This is a genomic window from Congregibacter sp. (genome assembly GCF_965662665.1).
In the GTDB taxonomy this organism is placed as follows: Bacteria; Pseudomonadota; Gammaproteobacteria; order Pseudomonadales; family Halieaceae; genus Congregibacter.
Genome location: NZ_CBFIIF010000019.1, coordinates 19433 through 36812, shown reverse-complemented (window position 1 = coordinate 36812; position 17380 = coordinate 19433). Strand labels below are relative to the sequence as shown.

The 17380-nt window shown below is 56.6% G+C and carries 15 protein-coding genes; 9 read left to right on the top strand and 6 right to left on the bottom strand.

Annotation, left to right across the window (positions count from 1 at the left end):
* Window positions 1-106: 106 nt before the first annotated feature.
* Together ACTG39_RS09370 and ACTG39_RS09365 are read right to left on the bottom strand one after the other, a co-directional pair.
* On the bottom strand, window positions 107-1600 hold the full coding sequence (locus tag ACTG39_RS09370; protein ID WP_439107283.1) for a flavin-containing monooxygenase: 1494 nt from the start codon (window positions 1598-1600) through the stop codon (window positions 107-109).
* 58 nt (window positions 1601-1658) lie between these two features.
* On the bottom strand, window positions 1659-2879 hold the full coding sequence (locus ACTG39_RS09365) for an argininosuccinate synthase (protein WP_439107282.1): 1221 nt from the start codon (window positions 2877-2879) through the stop codon (window positions 1659-1661).
* 135 nt (window positions 2880-3014) lie between these two features.
* On the opposite strand from ACTG39_RS09365, the gene pyrC reads away from it, so the two are divergent.
* Window positions 3015-4064: a dihydroorotase gene (gene pyrC, locus ACTG39_RS09360; RefSeq protein ID WP_439107281.1), complete on the top strand. Its 1050-nt coding sequence runs from the start codon at window positions 3015-3017 to the stop codon at window positions 4062-4064.
* A gap of 3 nt (window positions 4065-4067) precedes the next feature.
* The gene (gene rnt / locus ACTG39_RS09355) at window positions 4068-4697 is read left to right on the top strand and encodes a ribonuclease T (protein WP_439107280.1); all 630 of its coding nucleotides are present in this window, start codon (window positions 4068-4070) and stop codon (window positions 4695-4697) included.
* Window positions 4698-4788: 91 nt separating this feature from the next.
* Here the strand turns inward: rnt and ACTG39_RS09350 are convergent, their stop codons facing one another.
* The 3 genes from ACTG39_RS09350 to mpl are packed head-to-tail and all read right to left on the bottom strand — an operon-like array spanning window position 4789 to window position 9454.
* Window positions 4789-5379, bottom strand: a complete 591-nt coding sequence (locus ACTG39_RS09350; protein ID WP_439107279.1) for an LON peptidase substrate-binding domain-containing protein — start codon at window positions 5377-5379, stop codon at window positions 4789-4791.
* Window positions 5376-8039 (bottom strand): efflux RND transporter permease subunit, encoded by a 2664-nt coding sequence (locus ACTG39_RS09345; protein WP_439107278.1) that lies wholly within the window; start codon window positions 8037-8039, stop codon window positions 5376-5378. Before ACTG39_RS09345 ends, ACTG39_RS09350 begins: the two co-directional genes overlap by 4 nt.
* A gap of 41 nt (window positions 8040-8080) precedes the next feature.
* Window positions 8081-9454 carry a UDP-N-acetylmuramate:L-alanyl-gamma-D-glutamyl-meso-diaminopimelate ligase gene (mpl, locus tag ACTG39_RS09340; RefSeq protein WP_439107277.1) on the bottom strand — a complete coding sequence of 458 codons (1374 nt, stop codon included), beginning with the start codon at window positions 9452-9454 and terminating at the stop codon, window positions 8081-8083.
* Between the two features lie 132 nt (window positions 9455-9586).
* Here mpl and ACTG39_RS09335 point away from each other — a divergent pair, with 132 nt between their 5' ends.
* Both ACTG39_RS09335 and ACTG39_RS09330 read left to right on the top strand, forming a co-directional pair.
* Window positions 9587-10855 carry a 6-phosphofructokinase gene (locus ACTG39_RS09335; protein WP_439107276.1) on the top strand — a complete coding sequence of 423 codons (1269 nt, stop codon included), beginning with the start codon at window positions 9587-9589 and terminating at the stop codon, window positions 10853-10855.
* A gap of 176 nt (window positions 10856-11031) precedes the next feature.
* A complete protein-coding gene (locus tag ACTG39_RS09330) occupies window positions 11032-11670 on the top strand; it encodes an inorganic pyrophosphatase (protein ID WP_439107275.1) in 639 nt (212 codons plus the stop codon).
* A 33-nt stretch (window positions 11671-11703) separates the two neighbouring features.
* On the opposite strand, the gene ACTG39_RS09325 is transcribed toward ACTG39_RS09330, so the two are convergent.
* The gene (locus ACTG39_RS09325; RefSeq protein WP_439107274.1) at window positions 11704-12435 is read right to left on the bottom strand and encodes a M15 family metallopeptidase; all 732 of its coding nucleotides are present in this window, start codon (window positions 12433-12435) and stop codon (window positions 11704-11706) included.
* 87 nt (window positions 12436-12522) lie between these two features.
* On the opposite strand from ACTG39_RS09325, the gene ACTG39_RS09320 reads away from it, so the two are divergent.
* From ACTG39_RS09320 to ACTG39_RS09300, 5 genes are all read left to right on the top strand, one after another.
* A complete protein-coding gene (locus tag ACTG39_RS09320; protein ID WP_439107273.1) occupies window positions 12523-12846 on the top strand; it encodes a Rieske (2Fe-2S) protein in 324 nt (107 codons plus the stop codon).
* Between the two features lie 161 nt (window positions 12847-13007).
* Window positions 13008-13565, top strand: coding sequence for an RNA polymerase-binding protein DksA (dksA, locus tag ACTG39_RS09315; protein ID WP_439107272.1), 558 nt, complete (start codon window positions 13008-13010; stop codon window positions 13563-13565).
* A 22-nt stretch (window positions 13566-13587) separates the two neighbouring features.
* Complete coding sequence (gluQRS, locus tag ACTG39_RS09310) at window positions 13588-14454, top strand: tRNA glutamyl-Q(34) synthetase GluQRS (RefSeq protein WP_439107271.1); 867 nt, start codon at window positions 13588-13590, stop codon at window positions 14452-14454.
* Window positions 14455-14541: 87 nt separating this feature from the next.
* Window positions 14542-15669, top strand: coding sequence for a sensor histidine kinase (locus ACTG39_RS09305; RefSeq protein ID WP_439107270.1), 1128 nt, complete (start codon window positions 14542-14544; stop codon window positions 15667-15669).
* A 75-nt stretch (window positions 15670-15744) separates the two neighbouring features.
* Window positions 15745-17202, top strand: a complete 1458-nt coding sequence (locus ACTG39_RS09300) for a sigma-54-dependent transcriptional regulator (RefSeq protein WP_439107269.1) — start codon at window positions 15745-15747, stop codon at window positions 17200-17202.
* The last annotated feature ends 178 nt before the right edge of the window (window positions 17203-17380 follow it).

Genomic DNA, 17380 nt, shown 5'->3' with positions numbered 1-17380 from the left:
TAAAACGATATTTATCGCTCTAGCCGTTCGATTTTATCGATTGCCGTGCTTCGCACTCCCCCGCGTCGTTTTGCGACCCCATCGCTGGCCGCACCCGAACCCTAACTTAGGCGGCCTGCTGCGCGTCACGCTCCGCATTACGTGGAGACTCATAACGCAGTGCAGCTTCAGTGAAGCTCATCTCCTCAAACTCGCGTTTCTCCCGCAAATAGTTTTGCGAGTTCACCCAGGGAGTACGATCACCCTGTTTTGGAAACAAATGCATCACGCGCTGCATGTACCCGGCAGAAAAGTTGTCAATCCAGGGGCGTGGCTCCATGGGCGGAAGGTCTTCCTCTACAGCAGCGGTCACTACGGTTTCTCCCGTGCTCTCCATATGCGCGAGCAGACGACACATCCACTGGGACACAATATCTGCACGGAGCGTCCAGGACGCATTAATGTAGCCAAACACCGACACCATATTGGGCAAACCGGTGCACATCATCCCGCGGTAGGACCAGCTGGACGCTATGTCAAAAGCTTCGCCATCAACCTGCAGATCAATACCCCCCATGAGTTCCAGCTCCAATCCCGTGGCGGAGACAATGATGTCCGCAGCAATCTCAGATCCATCAACGAGGCGCACACCCTCAGGAGTGAGTGTATCGATCTGACTCGTGACGACGCGGGCCTTGCCGCTGTGAATAGCGCCAAACAAATCGCTGTCGGGTACCAAACAGAGACGCTGGTCCCAGGGATCATACTGGGGGGTGAAGTCCGCCATATTGCCGGCATCGCCCAATTCCTTGCGCGTTTGGTCCAGCAGCATCTGGCGCACCTTCTCGGGCTTGTTACGCGTCTTTTTGTACAGCCAGTGCTGCATGCGGGTATTTTTCCAGCGCGTGAGATTATACGCCCAGTCTTTCGGCAACACCGCGCGGAGGAAATTAGCTATCCGGTCAGTCGAGGGTCGCGAAACAACCCAGGTCGGTGAGCGCTGGAGCATCACCACTTCTGCCGCCTTTTCGGCCATAGAGGGCACCAGAGTCATAGCCGTGGCACCCGAACCAATGATTAGAACGCGCTTATTCACGTAATCAAGGTCTTCGGGCCAAAACTGCGGATGCACAAACTCGCCCTGAAAGTCCTCACGACCGGGGAAGTCTGGCTGATGCCCGTGGCTATAATTGTAGTACCCGGCGCAGAGGTGCAAAAACCGCGTCTTTAAACTTGTTTGCGTGTCATTCGCGCCATCTTCGATGGTCAACTCCCAGCACTGCTCATGACTGTCCCAGTTCGCCTGACTAACCTTTTGCTGATAGCGAATCAAGGATTCCACGCCATACTCCTGCGCAGTCTCGCGCACATAGCTGAGAATAGAGGGGCCATCAGCTATAGCTTTAGAAGCCTCCCAGGGCTTAAAGCTATAGCCCAGGGTATGCATATCGCTATCAGAGCGAATACCCGGGTAACGAAACAAATCCCAGGTGCCTCCGCTGCGTTCTCGGGCCTCGAGAATCGCGACTTTGCGTTTCGGACAATTGCGTTTGAGATGACAGGCAGCACCGACGCCCGAGAGCCCCGCGCCAATAATCACTACATCAAGAATATCGCTCATAAACTACTGCCTGTGATTTGTAATCGAGCCAATAACCATCATTGGCTATTGTCGTAAGCTAGCGTGCGCTTCGACCCCGTCCCGCGGCGATTCGCAAACGCAGCGCATTGAGTTTGATGAAACCTTCGGCGTCAGCCTGATCGTAAGCACCGGCATCATCCTCAAAGGTCGCAATACTTTCGTCGAACAAACTATCGTCGGAGCTACGCCCCACCGCCGATACGCTACCTTTATACAGCTTCAAACGAACGGCGCCATTTACCACTGACTGCGACTGGTCAATCGCCGCTTGCAGCATTTGACGCTCTGGCGACCACCAGTATCCGTTATAAATGAGATTCGCGTAGCGCGGCATTAACTCATCCTTCAGATGTGCCACCTCGCGATCGAGGGTGAGAGACTCAATGGCACGGTGAGCTTTGAGCATTATCGTACCGCCCGGCGTCTCGTAGCAGCCCCGGGACTTCATGCCCACGTAGCGGTTTTCGACGATATCCAGACGACCGACCCCATTGGCTCCGCCGATGCGATTTAATTCTGCCAGCACGGTCGCAGGAGACATCTCTGTGCCGTCGATAGCGACGATATCCCCGCCACGAAACTCAAGCTCGACATAGGTCGGCGTATCCGGCGCATTCTCTGGGCTCACGCTCCAGCGCCACATGGATTCTTCGGCCTCTGCCCAGGGGTCCTCGAGAACCCCTCCCTCATAGGAAATGTGCAGCAAGTTCGCATCCATGGAATACGGCGACTTTTTACCCGCTGCGGCAAAATCCACGAGGATATCCCGCTCACGACAATAGGCCACCAGCGACTCCCGGGAGCTGAGATCCCACTCCCGCCACGGCGCAATCACCTGAATCCCGGGCTTGAGGGCATAGGCGCCGAGTTCAAAGCGCACCTGGTCGTTGCCTTTACCCGTTGCGCCGTGGGAGATCGCGTCGGCGCCCGTCTCGGTGGCGATATCGACCAGTCGCTTGGCGATGAGGGGACGCGCTATGGATGTCCCCAGCAGGTACTCTCCTTCGTAGATCGTGTTGGCGCGAAACATGGGATAGACGTAGTCGCGCACAAACTCTTCACGAAGATCCTCAATATAAATCTCCTTAACGCCCAGCGCCTCAGCTTTAGCGCGAGCGGGCTCTACTTCTTCCCCCTGTCCGATATCGGCAGTAAAGGTCACCACTTCGCAGCTGTAGTGGTCCTGCAACCAGCGCACAATGACCGAAGTATCCAGTCCTCCGGAATAGGCCAAAACCACTTTATTGACATCTGACATGGAGATCCCCGAAACAAAAAAGAGCGCAAGTTTACCGCCGCAAAGGCCGCCATGCACGGATAAGCCGCTCCTATGGTGTTGTCGCCGTCACCTTTGCGGTAGCATCAACATCCCGCAACAGCTCGGCTCTATCCTTTGAACACCCTGACTCTTATTCGTCCCGACGACTGGCATAGCCACCTCCGCGATGAATCCGCCCTAAGGCATACCGCAGCCGACATGGCCAGGTATATGGGACGCGTGATCGTCATGCCCAACCTGATACCACCGGTCACCAACGCGCGCCTGGCTGCCGAGTACCGACAGCGTATCCTGCGCAGCATGCAGGACGCTCCGCGGCAGTTTGAGCCCTTGATGACGCTGTATCTGACCGACGGCACCAGCGCCGAGGACATACGTGAGGCCGCAGAAATAGACTGGCTGGCCGCTGTAAAGCTGTACCCCGCGGGAGCTACAACGAATTCCGACGCCGGCGTGAACTCCCTGGAGGCTCTTTATCCCGTACTGGCGACCATGGAAGAGGTCGATTTGCCGCTACTGGTGCACGGCGAAGTCACGGATGCAGACGTGGATATCTTTGATCGCGAAGCGGCATTTATCGAAGAGCACCTGAGACCCATCGTAGAGCGCTTCCCCAATCTACGTGTGGTACTGGAGCACATCACCACAGCGGACGCCGTGGAGTTCGTAAAGAGCGCCGGTCCCAAGGTAGCGGCAACTATCACCGCGCACCACCTGCTTCTCAATCGCAACGACATGCTGGTGGGCGGCATAAAACCACACTATTACTGCCTGCCTATTCTCAAGCGCCGGCAGCATCAGGAGGCACTGCGCCAGGCGGCTGCGGGCGAAGACCGAAGCTTTTTTATCGGCACAGACTCAGCCCCGCACGAGCAGCATGCAAAAGAAAACGCCTGCGGCTGTGCCGGGGTGTATACGGCCCACGCATCGCTGGAACTCTACGCCGAAGTGTTTGAAGAATTAGACGCGCTGGACCGACTGGAAGACTTTGCCTCTCTGCGCGGACCAGATTTTTATGAGCGACCTCGCAACAGCGACACCGTGCAGCTACGTAAGGTTGACTGGACGGTACCTGCAACGATTCCTTTGGGCGATACACAGATGGTGCCCCTGCGCGGCGGCGAGACGCTGCGCTGGCAGCTAGTTGATGCGGGAGCGCAGTAGGTAATGACCATGCGATCGCGCTTCCGTGGATTTCTCCCCGTCATCGTTGACATGGAGACTGGCGGGTTTTCTGCCTCCACCGATGCTGTCTTGGAGCTGGCCGCAACGATTGTGCGCATGGATGACGCAGGGCACATTGCTGTTCACGAGACCCATAGCTTTAATGTAGCCCCCTTTGAGGGCGCTAACATCGAGCAATCGGCTCTGGACTTCACCGGCATTGACCCCTGGCACCCCTTTCGCGAAGCGCAATCCGAAAAAGATGCGCTGGCTGAGCTGTTCCAAATTGTTAGGCGAGAGATACGCGATCAGGAGTGCACCCGAGCGATTTTAGTCGGCCATAATGCGCATTTTGATGCGGGCTTTTTAAACGCGGCGGTAGAGCGCTGTGAAATCAAACGCAATCCGTTCCACCCGTTTTCACACTTTGATACGGCGACGCTCTCGGGACTGGCCTACGGACAAACGGTTCTCGCGAAAAGCTGCTTTGAGGCGGGCATTCCCTTTGATAACGAGCAGGCGCATTCCGCAGCGTATGACGCGGAGCGCACCGCAGAATTGTTTTGCGGCATCGTAAACCGCTGGCAAATGCTCGGCGGCTGGTCCCCGAGCAGTATGTCGTCAGCGGACTAGCGCTTTGGCCAAAATTCAGGTTTTCCTGTTACCCCAGTGCCCCCAGGTTTACTGGCGTAAAGATCACGCCGCAGGACGACCGATACTCGAACTATCCCTCACCACTGAGCGTATTGAGCAACAAATCGAGCTCCCGCATGAGCTCTTCGATAGCTGACAAAGACAGTAGCTCCACCTTCAGTTCTTCTTCCAAAGGCAGCAGTTGCACCAGGGTGTACGCCACCTGCCAGGCATCTTTAAGATCTGTGGGCATACCGATTCTCTGCACATGAGGGTGCGCCTCAAGGCCCTCAAGCACCGTTCGCAAGGGCTCCCAGGCATCGATCATCGCAACCGGCTCCAGTGCTGCCAAGAGCTCGACCTCCGCGCGAATCAATCCGTTATCTTCGCGCCAAAACTCCCCCAGGCGAAAACGCTGATCGCCCTGAACAGTGACGCCCAGCAGGCCGTTCTCCAGCTGATCCCAATCTACAATCGAGGCCAGCGTGCCGATGCTCGCAAGTTCCGGCAGGCGAGCAGCACCTACTTCGACGCCCCGCTCAATGCGCACCATGCCAAAGCTGTCACCGCTGCGCATGGACGATTTCACCAAATCGAGATATCGCTGCTCGAATATCTGCAGTGGCATGCGTCCATAGGGCACCAGCACTGCTGACAGCGGAAACAAGGCAACTTCGGTCATTGCTCAGCACCCAGCGGTTTAAACAACAGTATCAATCGCGGTAGCAAGAGCAGGGCTCCCACCACCGCTGCGGTCATGGCAATCACCGTGAGTACGCCAAAATATAAGCTGGGATTGAAGTTAGACAAGGTTAACGTGCTAAAGCCAATGACCAGCGTCAGTGTCGTGTAGTACATGGCCCGTCCTATACTGCCATGACAGCGATACATAGCCGCCAGGTAGTTGCGATCCGCAGGAAACTCCCGCTTGAAGCGATGCACGTAGTGAATACAGTTGTCCACGCCGATACCCACTACGATCGCGGCGATGGTGATCGTCATGATGTCCAGGGGAATACCCGCAAACCCCATAATACCCAGCACCATACCCGCCGCCAGCAGATTGGGCGCAAGAGCAATCAAGGCCAGCGACAGGGAGCGAAACAGAATCCAGAACATAAGCAAAATGACGGCAAAAACCGCGCCCAAGGTCAGTATCTGCGATGCAAAAAGACTCTGGAGAACGTTGTTGTACATGACCAGCATGCCCGTGAATTGCGCCTGACCCGCATCAAGGCCGCCCTCTTCCTGCAGCGCTATATCCAGATCACGCAGGAACGCCGCTCGCCGTAATTCTTTACTGGTCTCCTTGACCCTCACCGTGATCCTGGCCTCATCACGCTCGGCATTAAAGTAGGGCGCTACAAGCTGGCGGGAAATATCTTCCGATAATGCATTGCGCGCCAATGCGAGTTCGACACTTCCCATATCGTCGCCCAGAAGCTGGCGAAACAGCTCAAAGGTAGTCGACAGTGACTGTACTTTCCCGGTTTCAGCATAAGCATCGACAATACCTTGCAGCCGATCGATAAGACGCATGCCCTCCAGACTGAACCAGAATCCGGGGTCGACGTTTTCACTGGAAAAGTCACTGCCAAAACCACTGTCAAAATCATCGCCGAAAGGATCATCGCTTGCGGACTCCGCCGCAAAGGTATCTCCGGCAAAGGGATCATCGCCAAAACCGTCGTCGGCGAAGGCATCTGTGTCGAGGGAGTCCGAGGTGGACTCCCTCGCAAAGGGGTCGTCAAACTCATCAGCGAAAGGGTCATCATCGTCCACCGGCGCAGCATTCCCATTGCTCGCGTTTTCGAGCCCCGGAAGCGGCGCGGAACTATCGGGCGCGGCAATGACGATGTCCAGAGGAATCGTGCCTCCGAGACGGGCATCCAGAAGCTCCATGCCCTGATAGATCTCGGTAGTCTCTTTGAAATAATCAATAAACCTATTCTCGACCTGAAGGCGCAAAACACCCAGCACCACCAACACGCTTAAAGCCGCGCTGCCCCATAACACCAGGGATCCGTGGTGGTCGGCAATGCGGGCAAAGCGCAGCGTGAAGGGATCCCCTTCTTCGGGTTTAGCCTTTTCGCGATCCTGAGGCCAAAGCAGCATCAGTGCCGGCACCAGCGAGAAAGACACCAGCAATGCGACAGAGATACCCAGCGTCATCATCCAACCAAAATCAATAACCGGTTGTATACCGGAAACCACAAGGGAGACAAACGCCACCATTGTGGTCACGCCCGTGTAAACACAGGGCACAGCCATAAGGCGCATGCTGTCGCGAACTCGCTCGTACAGTGGCGCATCAGGCTGAATCCGGTGCAGCTCGCGGTAACGCACGACCAGATGAATGGCGATCGCCAGTCCCACGATGAGCAAGACAGCGACCACGTTGGAAGATATCACCGTCATGCGCCAATCCAGATAACCCAGTATTCCGAGGGTATAGGCGACGCCCAGCGAGCAGCTTGCCAGAGGGATCACAACCCACTTTATGCGCCGAAAAATCAGCGCCAGTACCAGCACCATAACGCCCAGTATTGCACTGCCAAACAACACCAGATCGCTGCGCACAAAACTCACCATATCTGCGGCGATCATGGGCACGCCGCCTACAAAGATTCCCGCGTGCTCGCGATAACCCTCCACCACGGCGCGCACGCCCGCGACCATGTCGCTTTGCTGTCCCAATTGTTCGGCGCTGCGTTTCTTTACCTCCTGCTCTACCACCTTCAGACGCGCTGCGGCTTCTTCGCTGATCTCGCCAGAACGCTGCGCCTTGCGCAGATCCTCACGCTCAAGGAGCAAGGCACTATCGCCATCCGTGCGCTGAATATTGACCTGAATCGCGGTGACATCGCCCTGAGCGCCGACTAGCAGGTCGCTGTAAAGCGGGCTTTGAGTGAACTCGCGAAGCGCCTGCTCGCGGTCAATATTCGGGTCCTGCAAGGATGGCAGGGGATCGCCCGAGGTCACCTGCCCCAAGCCCACGGGGGGGCTCTGCAGTAACGGCACGTCCATTATGGTAACCACAGACGACACGCCGGGCAGCGCGCGAAGCTCATCCGCCATAGAGGACAGCGGCTGCAGGGATTGATCGGATAACAACGGAGCATTGGGTCGCCAGGTAATGACGATAAAGTCTTCGCTGCTGTAACGCTGCCCTACCTCTCGGAAGTACTCGAGTGCGGGATCTCCCTGCAGCAACAGAGAATCGGCCGACGCATCTATGCGAATTTTGGGAAACTGCAGCAAGGCCAGCAGCAGCAACACCAGGAGCAAGCCGAGTACGGCAAGCGGTCGCCGCAGCACTAACTGCTCATAAAAGGCCAACATACCCGTACTCCTTCGGTTCTTACTGCTGCTATTACGACTGTTTACTGCTGAACGAGCGCCAGTGCCGACAGCAGACGCTCGTGAATGCCACCAAAGGCACCATTACTCATTACTACAACATCATCTCCGGCGACGGCCTCGTCAACGACAGCTGCAATAAGCTCATCGATATCCTCACTAATCGTCGCGGGTACCGTACTTGCGTCGAGGACATCGTCGAGGGACCAGCCCAGCGCTTTAGGTTGGTACCAGAATACGGCATCGGCATCCGCCGTCGACGGCGCCAGAGCGGATCGATGCTCTCCCATACGCATGGTATTGGATCGCGGTTCGATAACGGCCAATACTCGCCCGCGTCCCGTAGCGCCGCGCATGGCCCCAAGCGTGCTGGCGATAGCCGTGGGATGATGCGCGAAGTCGTCGTAAACCCGAACGCCAGCGACCTCACCTCGAAGCTCAAGACGCCGTCTCACACCCAAAAAACGCGTCAGGGCATCTGCCGAATGCGCTGGCGTTACGCCCACATGGCGCGCGGCGCCGCAAGCTCCCAGAGCATTTGCAACATTGTGCGCACCCCGCTGCCCCCAGTTCACGGTCAGACTCTCGCCACCGGGCGCTTTAAGCTGCCAGGAAGTTCCGCCCACATCCGCAAGGGTTGCTTGCCAATCAGCATCGCCACTATCCGCTGACAAAGTCTCCCGCGGTGTCCAGCACCCCAGCTCCAGCATTTGCTCCACCGCTGGCACTCCAACCGGCGTAAAGAGACGACCATTGCCGGGCACACAGCGGATGAGATGATGAAACTGACGCTGAATCGCAGCGAGATCCGGATAAATATCCGCGTGGTCAAACTCCAGATTGTTCACTACCAAGGTGCGGGGCCGGTAATGTACAAACTTGGCGCGCTTATCAAAGAAGGCCGTATCGTACTCGTCGGCTTCGATCACAAAGAAACTCCCGCCCCCCAAACGAGCAGATACCCCAAAGTTAAGGGGAACTCCCCCGATCAAAAAGCCCGGCGACAAGCCGGCGTCTTCCAAGAGCCAGGCCAGCATACTGCTCGCAGTAGTCTTGCCATGGGTCCCCGAGATCGCCAGCACCCAACGGTCTGCCAATACCGCTTCTGCCAGCCATTGAGGACCTGATTGATAAGGCAGCCCGCGAGACAGCACGGCCTCCACAGCGGGATTACCACGGGATAAGGCATTACCCACAACAATCAGTGCATCCTCAGGAAGATGCTCAGGATCAAAACCCTCATGCAAGGCAATGCCTGCTGCCGCGAGCTGATCGCTCATAGGCGGATACACGTTGGCATCGCAGCCACTCACTTCCCAGCCGAGCTCCCGGGCAATCAATGCCAGGCCACCCATAAAAGTGCCGCATATCCCAAGAATGTGCAGACGCTGATGCACAGCCTGTCCTCGCAAAAAAAAGAGCGCGATTCTAGCACGCGGTCACACTATCGCCGGGCTCTGCGGTGCACAGCGCAGCGCGTATCCCGTATGATGCCAATCTTTCATTAACGCGCCATGGGGATCTCCAGCTTGAGCCGCAAAGCCAACGCCTTCTACGCCCAGTCAGGGGGCGTTACATCAGTTATCAATGCCTCCGCCTGCGGTGTCATCGAGACCGCGCGGCAACACCGCGACGTCATAGGAAAGGTATTCGCAGGTCGCAACGGTATTATCGGCGCGCTGCAGGAAGAGCTGATTGACACCAGCAGAGAAAGCAAAGCGGCGATTCGCGGTCTTATGCAGACACCCTCCGGGGCATTTGGCTCCTGTCGCCATAAACTCAAGTCTCTGGAAAGTAATCGCGCAGAATATGAGCGCCTGATGGAGGTATTTCAGGCACACAATATCCGTTATTTCTTTTATAACGGCGGTGGTGATTCCGCTGACACCTGCCTGAAAGTGTCGCAACTCAGCCAATCCCTGGGCTATCCCTTGCAGGCTATCCACGTCCCCAAGACGATTGACAATGACTTGCCGCACACGGACAACAGCCCGGGCTTTGGATCCGTCGCCAAATACGTGGCGATTTCCACGCGGGAGGCCGCGCTAGACGTTGCCTCCATGTGCGCAAGCTCCACCAAAGTATTTATTCTCGAAGTTATGGGGCGACACGCAGGATGGATTGCCGCGGCTTCCGGTCTTGCAGCCGAAGAAGAAGGTGACGCACCACATGTGATTCTCTTCCCAGAGGTCGCCTTCGATAAAAAGAAGTTTCTCGCGCGCGTTCAACGATCCGTAAAGCGCTTTGGCTACTGCGTTGTGGTGGCCTCCGAGGGCGCACAAACCGCGGACGGTCGCTTTCTCAGCGACATGGGGACCCGAGACGCATTCGGACATGCCCAATTAGGTGGTCTGGCGCCAGCGCTAGCGGGCATGGTGAAGACAGAGCTGGGCTATAAATACCACTGGGCGGTGGCCGACTATCTGCAGCGCGCGGCACGCCATATTGCGTCGCAAACCGATCTGGATCAGGCCTACGCTGTGGGTGAAGCCGCGGTAGAGATGGCCGTGGCGGGTAAAAGCGCTGTTATGCCGAGCATCATTCGCGGCAAAGGTAAGCGCTACAGCTGGCGCATTGGCGAGGCTCCTTTAGATCAAGTAGCCAACGTAGAAAAGAAAATGCCCCGCAGCTTTATCAGCCGGGATGGTTTTGGCATCACCGACGCGGCGCGGGAGTACCTGCAACCCCTGATTCAAGGGGAAGCCTACCCCGACTATCGCAAGGGCATGCCGCAGTACGTGCGCCTCAAGAATGAACTCGTACCACGCAAGCTGCGCAAACGTTTTCGGGTAGCTTGAGCACGTAGCCAGACCTCAAGATCAAGCCACTACCAAAGTCCCACAGATTTTCCCAGCGCTAGCAGGTACAATCGCGCCGGATTTTTGCTCCAGTCTTAAACCCCCAGATTGATTGCGGCATCCATGCATCATGGTCAAACGCCTGAGCACGGCCGCCTAACATTGAAGGAGACATCATGTATCGCAACGAGAAGTTCAATCGCTGGCGCCGACACCCATGGCACGGCCTACACACGCAAATGGATGGCGCTGACGACGGTGTCGTACAGGTTTACATCGAAATGCTGCCTACCGATGTGGTGAAGTACGAACTGGACAAAGCGTCGGGCTTTTTGATGGTCGACCGACCTCAGCGGACAACTTCCAGCCCCCCTGCTTTGTATGGCTTTATTCCCCGTACCTATTGTGCAGAAGAAGTCGCCAAGCGCTGCCCGGGCGTCGAGGTTGCTGACGGTGACCCTCTGGATATCTGCGTGTACTCCGAGCGTCACATCAACCGTTCCGACATCGTACTGAACGCGCGCGTTGTCGGCGGCATACAAATGATCGACGACGGAGAAGCCGACGACAAAATCATTGCGATTCTTGACGGCGACAATATCTGGGGCGACGTGCAGGATATTTCCGACCTCCCGCAGATCAAGATCGAACGTCTCCAGCATTACTTCTCAACCTACAAATTGATACCCGGGAAGGAAATCGACATCAAAGTGGATCACGTCTATGGTCGTGAAGAAGCGCTCGCTGTGATCGCGGCAGCCGAGAAAGACTACTGGAACCACTTTGAAGACCTGCACGAACAGGCTCGAAAGTAAGCCTTTTATAGTCCTGATACCTCCCTCTGGCCTTTAGGCCGGGGGCAGGTAGTTAAGCGCCGAATCCGGTGGTGTCGCCACCCGCGCTACAAACCGTTCGAAAATCATCTCCGCTTGCGAGTCCAATACTTCCCGGGCTTCGATCTGCCCAAGCTCAACATCCGCCCAGAGCGACCTCAAAAGATCGGCAGTGCAGCAATTCTGATACTCCATGGCCAGCGGTGCATAGCTCAGGTGCCAGCGTTCTGCGGCCACTCCGCCGCGGTCTTTGTCGTAAGGCCTGTAAAAACCGAAGCTTTTCCCCTCGGCAATGCGCTCATCGAGCCAGTCATGCATGGCGGCGAAAGGTCCTCCAGGACCTACCTCGGCGGCACTGAGCTGAACCCGGTAGCCACCTTGCACCGCTGCAGTATCAAAAACGTCTAAATCAGTACCCCAGTGATGTCTACTGGCACCGGGCATGGCCGAAAATCGCAATACGCAATTAATACACTCCTCAATACTGAGCCTCGCCACATCCACGTTCAGATCATTATCGTCAACAACCGCGCGCTCGCCGCTCAACTTACCGTTCCAGATCGCAAGCTGACGTTGGTAGGAGCGATAGGCGCTGGCAATCTCTAACTGAAATCCGTGACGGCTTGCGGCATCCCTCAGACGGCTCAAAGCTGACCAGACGGGGGGCTGCAAATTATGGCCCCCCTGCTCCGTGAGAGCACCTTCGTCCAGCCCCAGAAGCCGTCGCTGAAAGGCAGAGAAGGTCACGGGAGTCTCCGCAGTAAATGCTTGCGTTCATCCGCTAAGCAATGGCTTACTTCGCCGCGGCAACCTGTATTGATAAAACTTAAGACCATGAACGACTCCGAAGCGAACTCCCCCCACCTGACAATGCCCGATAACAGCAGCCGCAGTGTAACGCTCGAAGGGCGACCTCTGGTACTGGCCAAACGGCGCGGCGAGTTCTTCCTGTTCGAAAACAACTGCCCTCACGCCCATGAGACCCTGGATCCTCTTGGCGGCTCTTTGAGTGACGAGAGTGGCGACCTCCTACGCTGTCAGCGCCATGGCGCGGAGTTTCTGACGCAGACGGGCGAGTGCGTGGCGGGGCCCTGTCAGGGAGAAGCGCTGACGCCCGTGGCGTTTACCATCGCCGCCGACCAGATTTATCTGGACTGAGCCCTCCACCATCAAAAACATCCGGTCGGCGATTAATGATTCGTCAAGAGCGATTTTAGCTGGTGTGTAGGGCGCAATTCTGGTAGTTTCTGCGCGCTTCGAAATGCGCCCAGCGGGAAGAACCCGTCAGGCAGTCAGAGTAAGATAGTTGGAACACCACTATGCCGACAAAAGCAGCACCTAAAGCAGCACCTAAGAAAAAAGCCGCAAGCAAAGCCGCGCCCAAGACAAAGGCCGCGACTAAGGCTAAGGCAGCGCCAGCAAAGAAGACCCGCGCGAGCGCAAAGAGAAAGCCGAGCAGCAGCGTCGAGTTTCGTAACTTCGAGCCGTACAAGCCTAAGCGCGGCGAGGAGTACATGAACGAACCGCAGCGTGAGCACTTTAAGCTCATCCTCATGCGCTGGAAGGCCGAGCTCATGGAAGAAGTGGACCGAACGGTCACGCACATGAAAGACGAGGCTGCCAACTTTCCGGATCCAGCCGACCGTGCAACGCAGGAAGAGGAGTTCAGCCTCGAACTGCGCACCCGCGACCGTGAGCGCAAGCTCATCAAGAAAATTGATTCCACCATCGAGCGTATCGAGCAAGACGACTACGGCTTTTGTGACGCCTGTGGCGTAGAGGTCGGTATTAAACGTCTGGAAGCACGCCCCACGGCGTCGCTGTGCATCGATTGCAAGACTCTCGACGAAATCAAGGAACGGCAGGAACTGGGCTAAGCCCACGACACGGCCCCGGTTAATGGCGCTCGAGGCTGTTTACCGGGGGCGCTTTGCCCCCTCTCCCACGGGCCCTTTGCATATGGGCTCGCTCTTGGCTGCGGTTGCCAGTTATTTGGATGCCCGCTCGGCATCTGGCGCATGGCTTGTGCGCGTTGAAGACATAGACCCCCCCAGAGAAGAACCCGGGTCCGCAGACAGTATTCTTCGCAGTCTTGAAGCCCATGGCCTGATCTGGGATGAAGCCGTGCTCTATCAATCCTCTCGCCTGGAAGCGTACCGGGAAGCGCTCACCCGCCTAAGCGCTTCCGGCAGGGTGTTCTCTTGTTGCTGTACCCGCGCCACCCTCGGGCCAGGCGGAAGCTGTCTCGGGCGCTGCCAACCCGGCCCGCAGGATGCTACCACCCTGAGAGTCCAGCTACGCGGAGACCTCGGCTTCGAAGATGGGTTCCTTGGCGCTCAGCCACCCCCGGAGACCGCGAGTGACCTGGTACTCAAACGTAAAGACGGGCTCTACGCCTACGCCCTTGCTGTGGTGGTCGATGATGCCTGGCAAAACATCACCCACGTTGTTCGGGGGGCAGACCTTCTCTCCCAAACTTTTGCGCAGCTTGAACTGCTCAGCGAGCTTGGCACCTCATTGCCGGCCTATGCGCACCTGCCCCTCGTCCGCGACTCCTCGGGAACCAAACTCAGCAAGCAATCCGGCGCCCGTGGAATCGAAGATGAATTTGCCCTGGATAATTTGCGCCTAGCCCTGGGTATGCTTGGACAAGACAGCGCAGATTTGCCGGCAGGATCGGCAAGCGAACTCATCGCCTTGGCAACAGCACGCTGGAATCCTCAAGGAGTGAACAGCGCACGGGAGTCGGCGCTTGTTTACCCCTAGACAGGGAATCCGTAGCATGAGCCGCAACCTCAAACCCGAAGTGAGCGACTCCAGCGTCTCCCCTGATTACATCAGCCTGAACACACTATGACTCTTTTTTATCTCGCCATGCCCTCTCTGGCGCTACTGCTCACGCTGGTGCTCCTCTATCGCCAGCGCAGGGAATATCATCAAACCTTTGAAGAACTGCCCACAGGTCTTTGCGTTGTGGGTGGCGATAACCGGGTACAACGCTGGAACCGACAGATGTCCAATCTCAGTGGAATATCTGCGGACGATGCCATAGCAGAAAGTATCGCCAATCTGCCCAGCCCCTGGCCCGAGGCTCTCAACGAAGCCCTGCTTGACCCCAAAGGAACGGTAATCAAGCAGTCGCTAGGCTACGACGATAACGGCGGCGAGCGCTGGGTTATCTTGCACAGCAGTGCCCTGCAGCTTCCGGGGAGAAAACGCCAGATCCTGGTAGAGGACATTAGCGACTACCAGCGTCTCCAGGACGAGCTTTTGCACAATGAGCGTTTGGCGTCCGTCGGAAGACTCGCAGCCGGCGTGGCCCATGAAATCGGCAACCCCGTCACCGGCATCGCCTGTATCGCACAAAATCTGGCTGACAATGCGGATGCCGGAGAGCTGGAGCAGGGGACCTCCGAAATCCTCAAGCAAACCGACAGGATATCCCGGACAGTGAGCTCGCTGATGCAGCTATCGCATCCGGGCAGTAGTGCCCGAGAAGCCGATGCAGTGCCCTGCAATTTAGCCGACTGTATTGACGAGGCGATACATCTGCTCAGTCTTGACCTGGACGTGCCACGGGGCAATTTTCGCAATGACAGTGACCGGGAGTTGCTGGTTCGCGGCGACAGTCAGTTACTACTCCAAGTCTTTCTGAATCTGTTGGATAACGCCCGCAGCGCCGCGGCAACGGAGGGGCCCGTCATTATTGACGCACAGCAAGATGGGGAGACAACAACTATCACTATCGATAATCCGGGCCCCGCAATATCGGCAGAAGTTATTTCACAGGTGTTCGAGCCTTTTTTCACGACCAAAGATGTGGGTGAAGGCACCGGCCTGGGGCTGGCACTCGTGCGACGCATGCTGGAAGACATGGGCGGCAGCGTTAGCCTGCTAAGCCCCTCACCAAAGACTCCCGGACGAGGCGTGCGCGCCCGCGTTGTACTCTTTGCTGCGGAATACGCGCGGAGTTTCGAGTGATGGACTAGCCCGATCCAAGACAGATCAAAAGAGGATGCTAGAATATCCGGCAGTAAAATGAAGGATCCCCATTCGATGCATAAGATACTGATCGTCGAGGACGAGTCGGTCATCCGTGCAGCACTTCGCCGGCTGCTGGAGAGACACGACTACACCTTAGATGAAGCGGGCTCCGTAGCCGAGGCTCAAAACAATTATGTTTTGGGCGACTACGACCTCATCATCAGCGACCTCCGGCTTCCCGGATCGCCTGGTACGGACCTGATTGCCCTGGCGGGCGACACTCCTGTATTGATCATGACGAGCTATGCCAGCCTGCGCTCTGCCGTAGATTCTATGCGCATGGGTGCCGTGGACTACATCGCAAAGCCCTTCGATCACGCCGACATGCTGCAGTCTGTGCAACGTGTCATCGACAAACATGCCCAGCGCAAAACGCCAAAGTCATCTAAAGCCAAGAAGGGACTGAAGTCAGAAAAGGGAGACTCTTCTGCAAGTCCGCGTAACGGCGACACTGCGGTCGCCATGATCATCGGCGAATGCGACGCCATGCAATCGCTGTCTGAGCACGTCGAAAAGTTTGCGCCAACCGATTCAACAGTACTTGTCCTGGGTGAAACGGGTACGGGCAAAGAGCTCGTCGCACGGGAAATCCACGCGCAGAGTAAAAGAGCAGAGCAGACACTGATTTCGGTCAACTGTGCAGCTATCCCCGAGACCCTTATTGAATCCGAGCTCTTCGGTTATGAGAAAGGTGCGTTCACGGGGGCAAACACCAATCGCATGGGACTTATCGAAGCCGCAGATGGGGGCACACTGTTTCTCGATGAAATCGGCGAACTCCCCATGGAAGCTCAAGCGCGTCTATTGCGCTTTATTCAGGAAGGAGAAATACGCCGCATCGGGTCCGTGCACTCGCGCAAAGTGAATGTGCGCTTAATCTGCGCCACGCACCGGGATCTTCAGACCCTGGCCTCAGAGGGCAGCTTCCGCCAGGACCTCTTTTATCGTATCAATGTGCTTCGACTGAAGCTTCCGCCCTTGCGAGAACGGGGCAAAGACATCCTGTTCCTCGCCGAGCGACTCCTCGAGAAACAAGCGCTGCGCGCCGGCCGCACAACAATGACCTTGTCACCCAAGGCTATTCAGGCCATCACCACTTACCAATGGCCGGGTAACGTTCGCGAAATGGAGCACGCCATTGAACGTGCCGTAATCCTCACGGATGACTCGGAAATAGACAATGATGCTCTTGGTATTGATCTGGAACTGGTCAATATCAATCGTCTCCGGGGCGACAGGGTGAGCAGCGGGTCGGCAGTGCGACCTACACGGAGCAGTGACCCGGTAGAAGACCTCTCTTTGGAAGACTATTTCCAACGCTTTGTAATAGAGCATCAGGACTCTATGAGTGAGACAGAGCTCGCGCAAAAACTGGGCATCAGTCGAAAGTGTCTTTGGGAACGCCGTCAGCGTTTTGAGATCCCGCGCAAGAAGTCTGCGAGCAATAGACCGCGGAAAGTGGCGAGCTAATCGTTACCCTCATCAGTGCTACTCGCAGTAACAGTAGACATAGGTAACAAATCACTCCCAAATAGGCTTCGCCTTAAACTGATAAATAACCTAAGCTATTGTTATTTATAAAAAAACATTTACTGGCACAAACTCTGCTTTCACTGACGCACACAACAATAAAAATAATGCGCACCGC

What these genes read in the sequence shown, in the direction of transcription:
- rnt (WP_439107280.1), top strand. Translation starts at nt 4,068, where the DNA reads ATGACCATGCGATCGCGCTTCCGTGGATTTCTCCCCGTCATCGTTGAC.
- ACTG39_RS09305 (WP_439107270.1), top strand. Translation starts at nt 14,542, where the DNA reads ATGACTCTTTTTTATCTCGCCATGCCCTCTCTGGCGCTACTGCTCACG.
- ACTG39_RS09370 (WP_439107283.1), bottom strand. Translation starts at nt 1,600, where the DNA reads ATGAGCGATATTCTTGATGTAGTGATTATTGGCGCGGGGCTCTCGGGC.
- ACTG39_RS09320 (WP_439107273.1), top strand. Translation starts at nt 12,523, where the DNA reads ATGAACGACTCCGAAGCGAACTCCCCCCACCTGACAATGCCCGATAAC.
- ACTG39_RS09365 (WP_439107282.1), bottom strand. Translation starts at nt 2,879, where the DNA reads ATGTCAGATGTCAATAAAGTGGTTTTGGCCTATTCCGGAGGACTGGAT.
- ACTG39_RS09350 (WP_439107279.1), bottom strand. Translation starts at nt 5,379, where the DNA reads ATGACCGAAGTTGCCTTGTTTCCGCTGTCAGCAGTGCTGGTGCCCTAT.
- dksA (WP_439107272.1), top strand. Translation starts at nt 13,008, where the DNA reads ATGCCGACAAAAGCAGCACCTAAAGCAGCACCTAAGAAAAAAGCCGCA.
- ACTG39_RS09345 (WP_439107278.1), bottom strand. Translation starts at nt 8,039, where the DNA reads ATGTTGGCCTTTTATGAGCAGTTAGTGCTGCGGCGACCGCTTGCCGTA.
- ACTG39_RS09330 (WP_439107275.1), top strand. Translation starts at nt 11,032, where the DNA reads ATGTATCGCAACGAGAAGTTCAATCGCTGGCGCCGACACCCATGGCAC.
- gluQRS (WP_439107271.1), top strand. Translation starts at nt 13,588, where the DNA reads ATGGCGCTCGAGGCTGTTTACCGGGGGCGCTTTGCCCCCTCTCCCACG.
- ACTG39_RS09300 (WP_439107269.1), top strand. Translation starts at nt 15,745, where the DNA reads ATGCATAAGATACTGATCGTCGAGGACGAGTCGGTCATCCGTGCAGCA.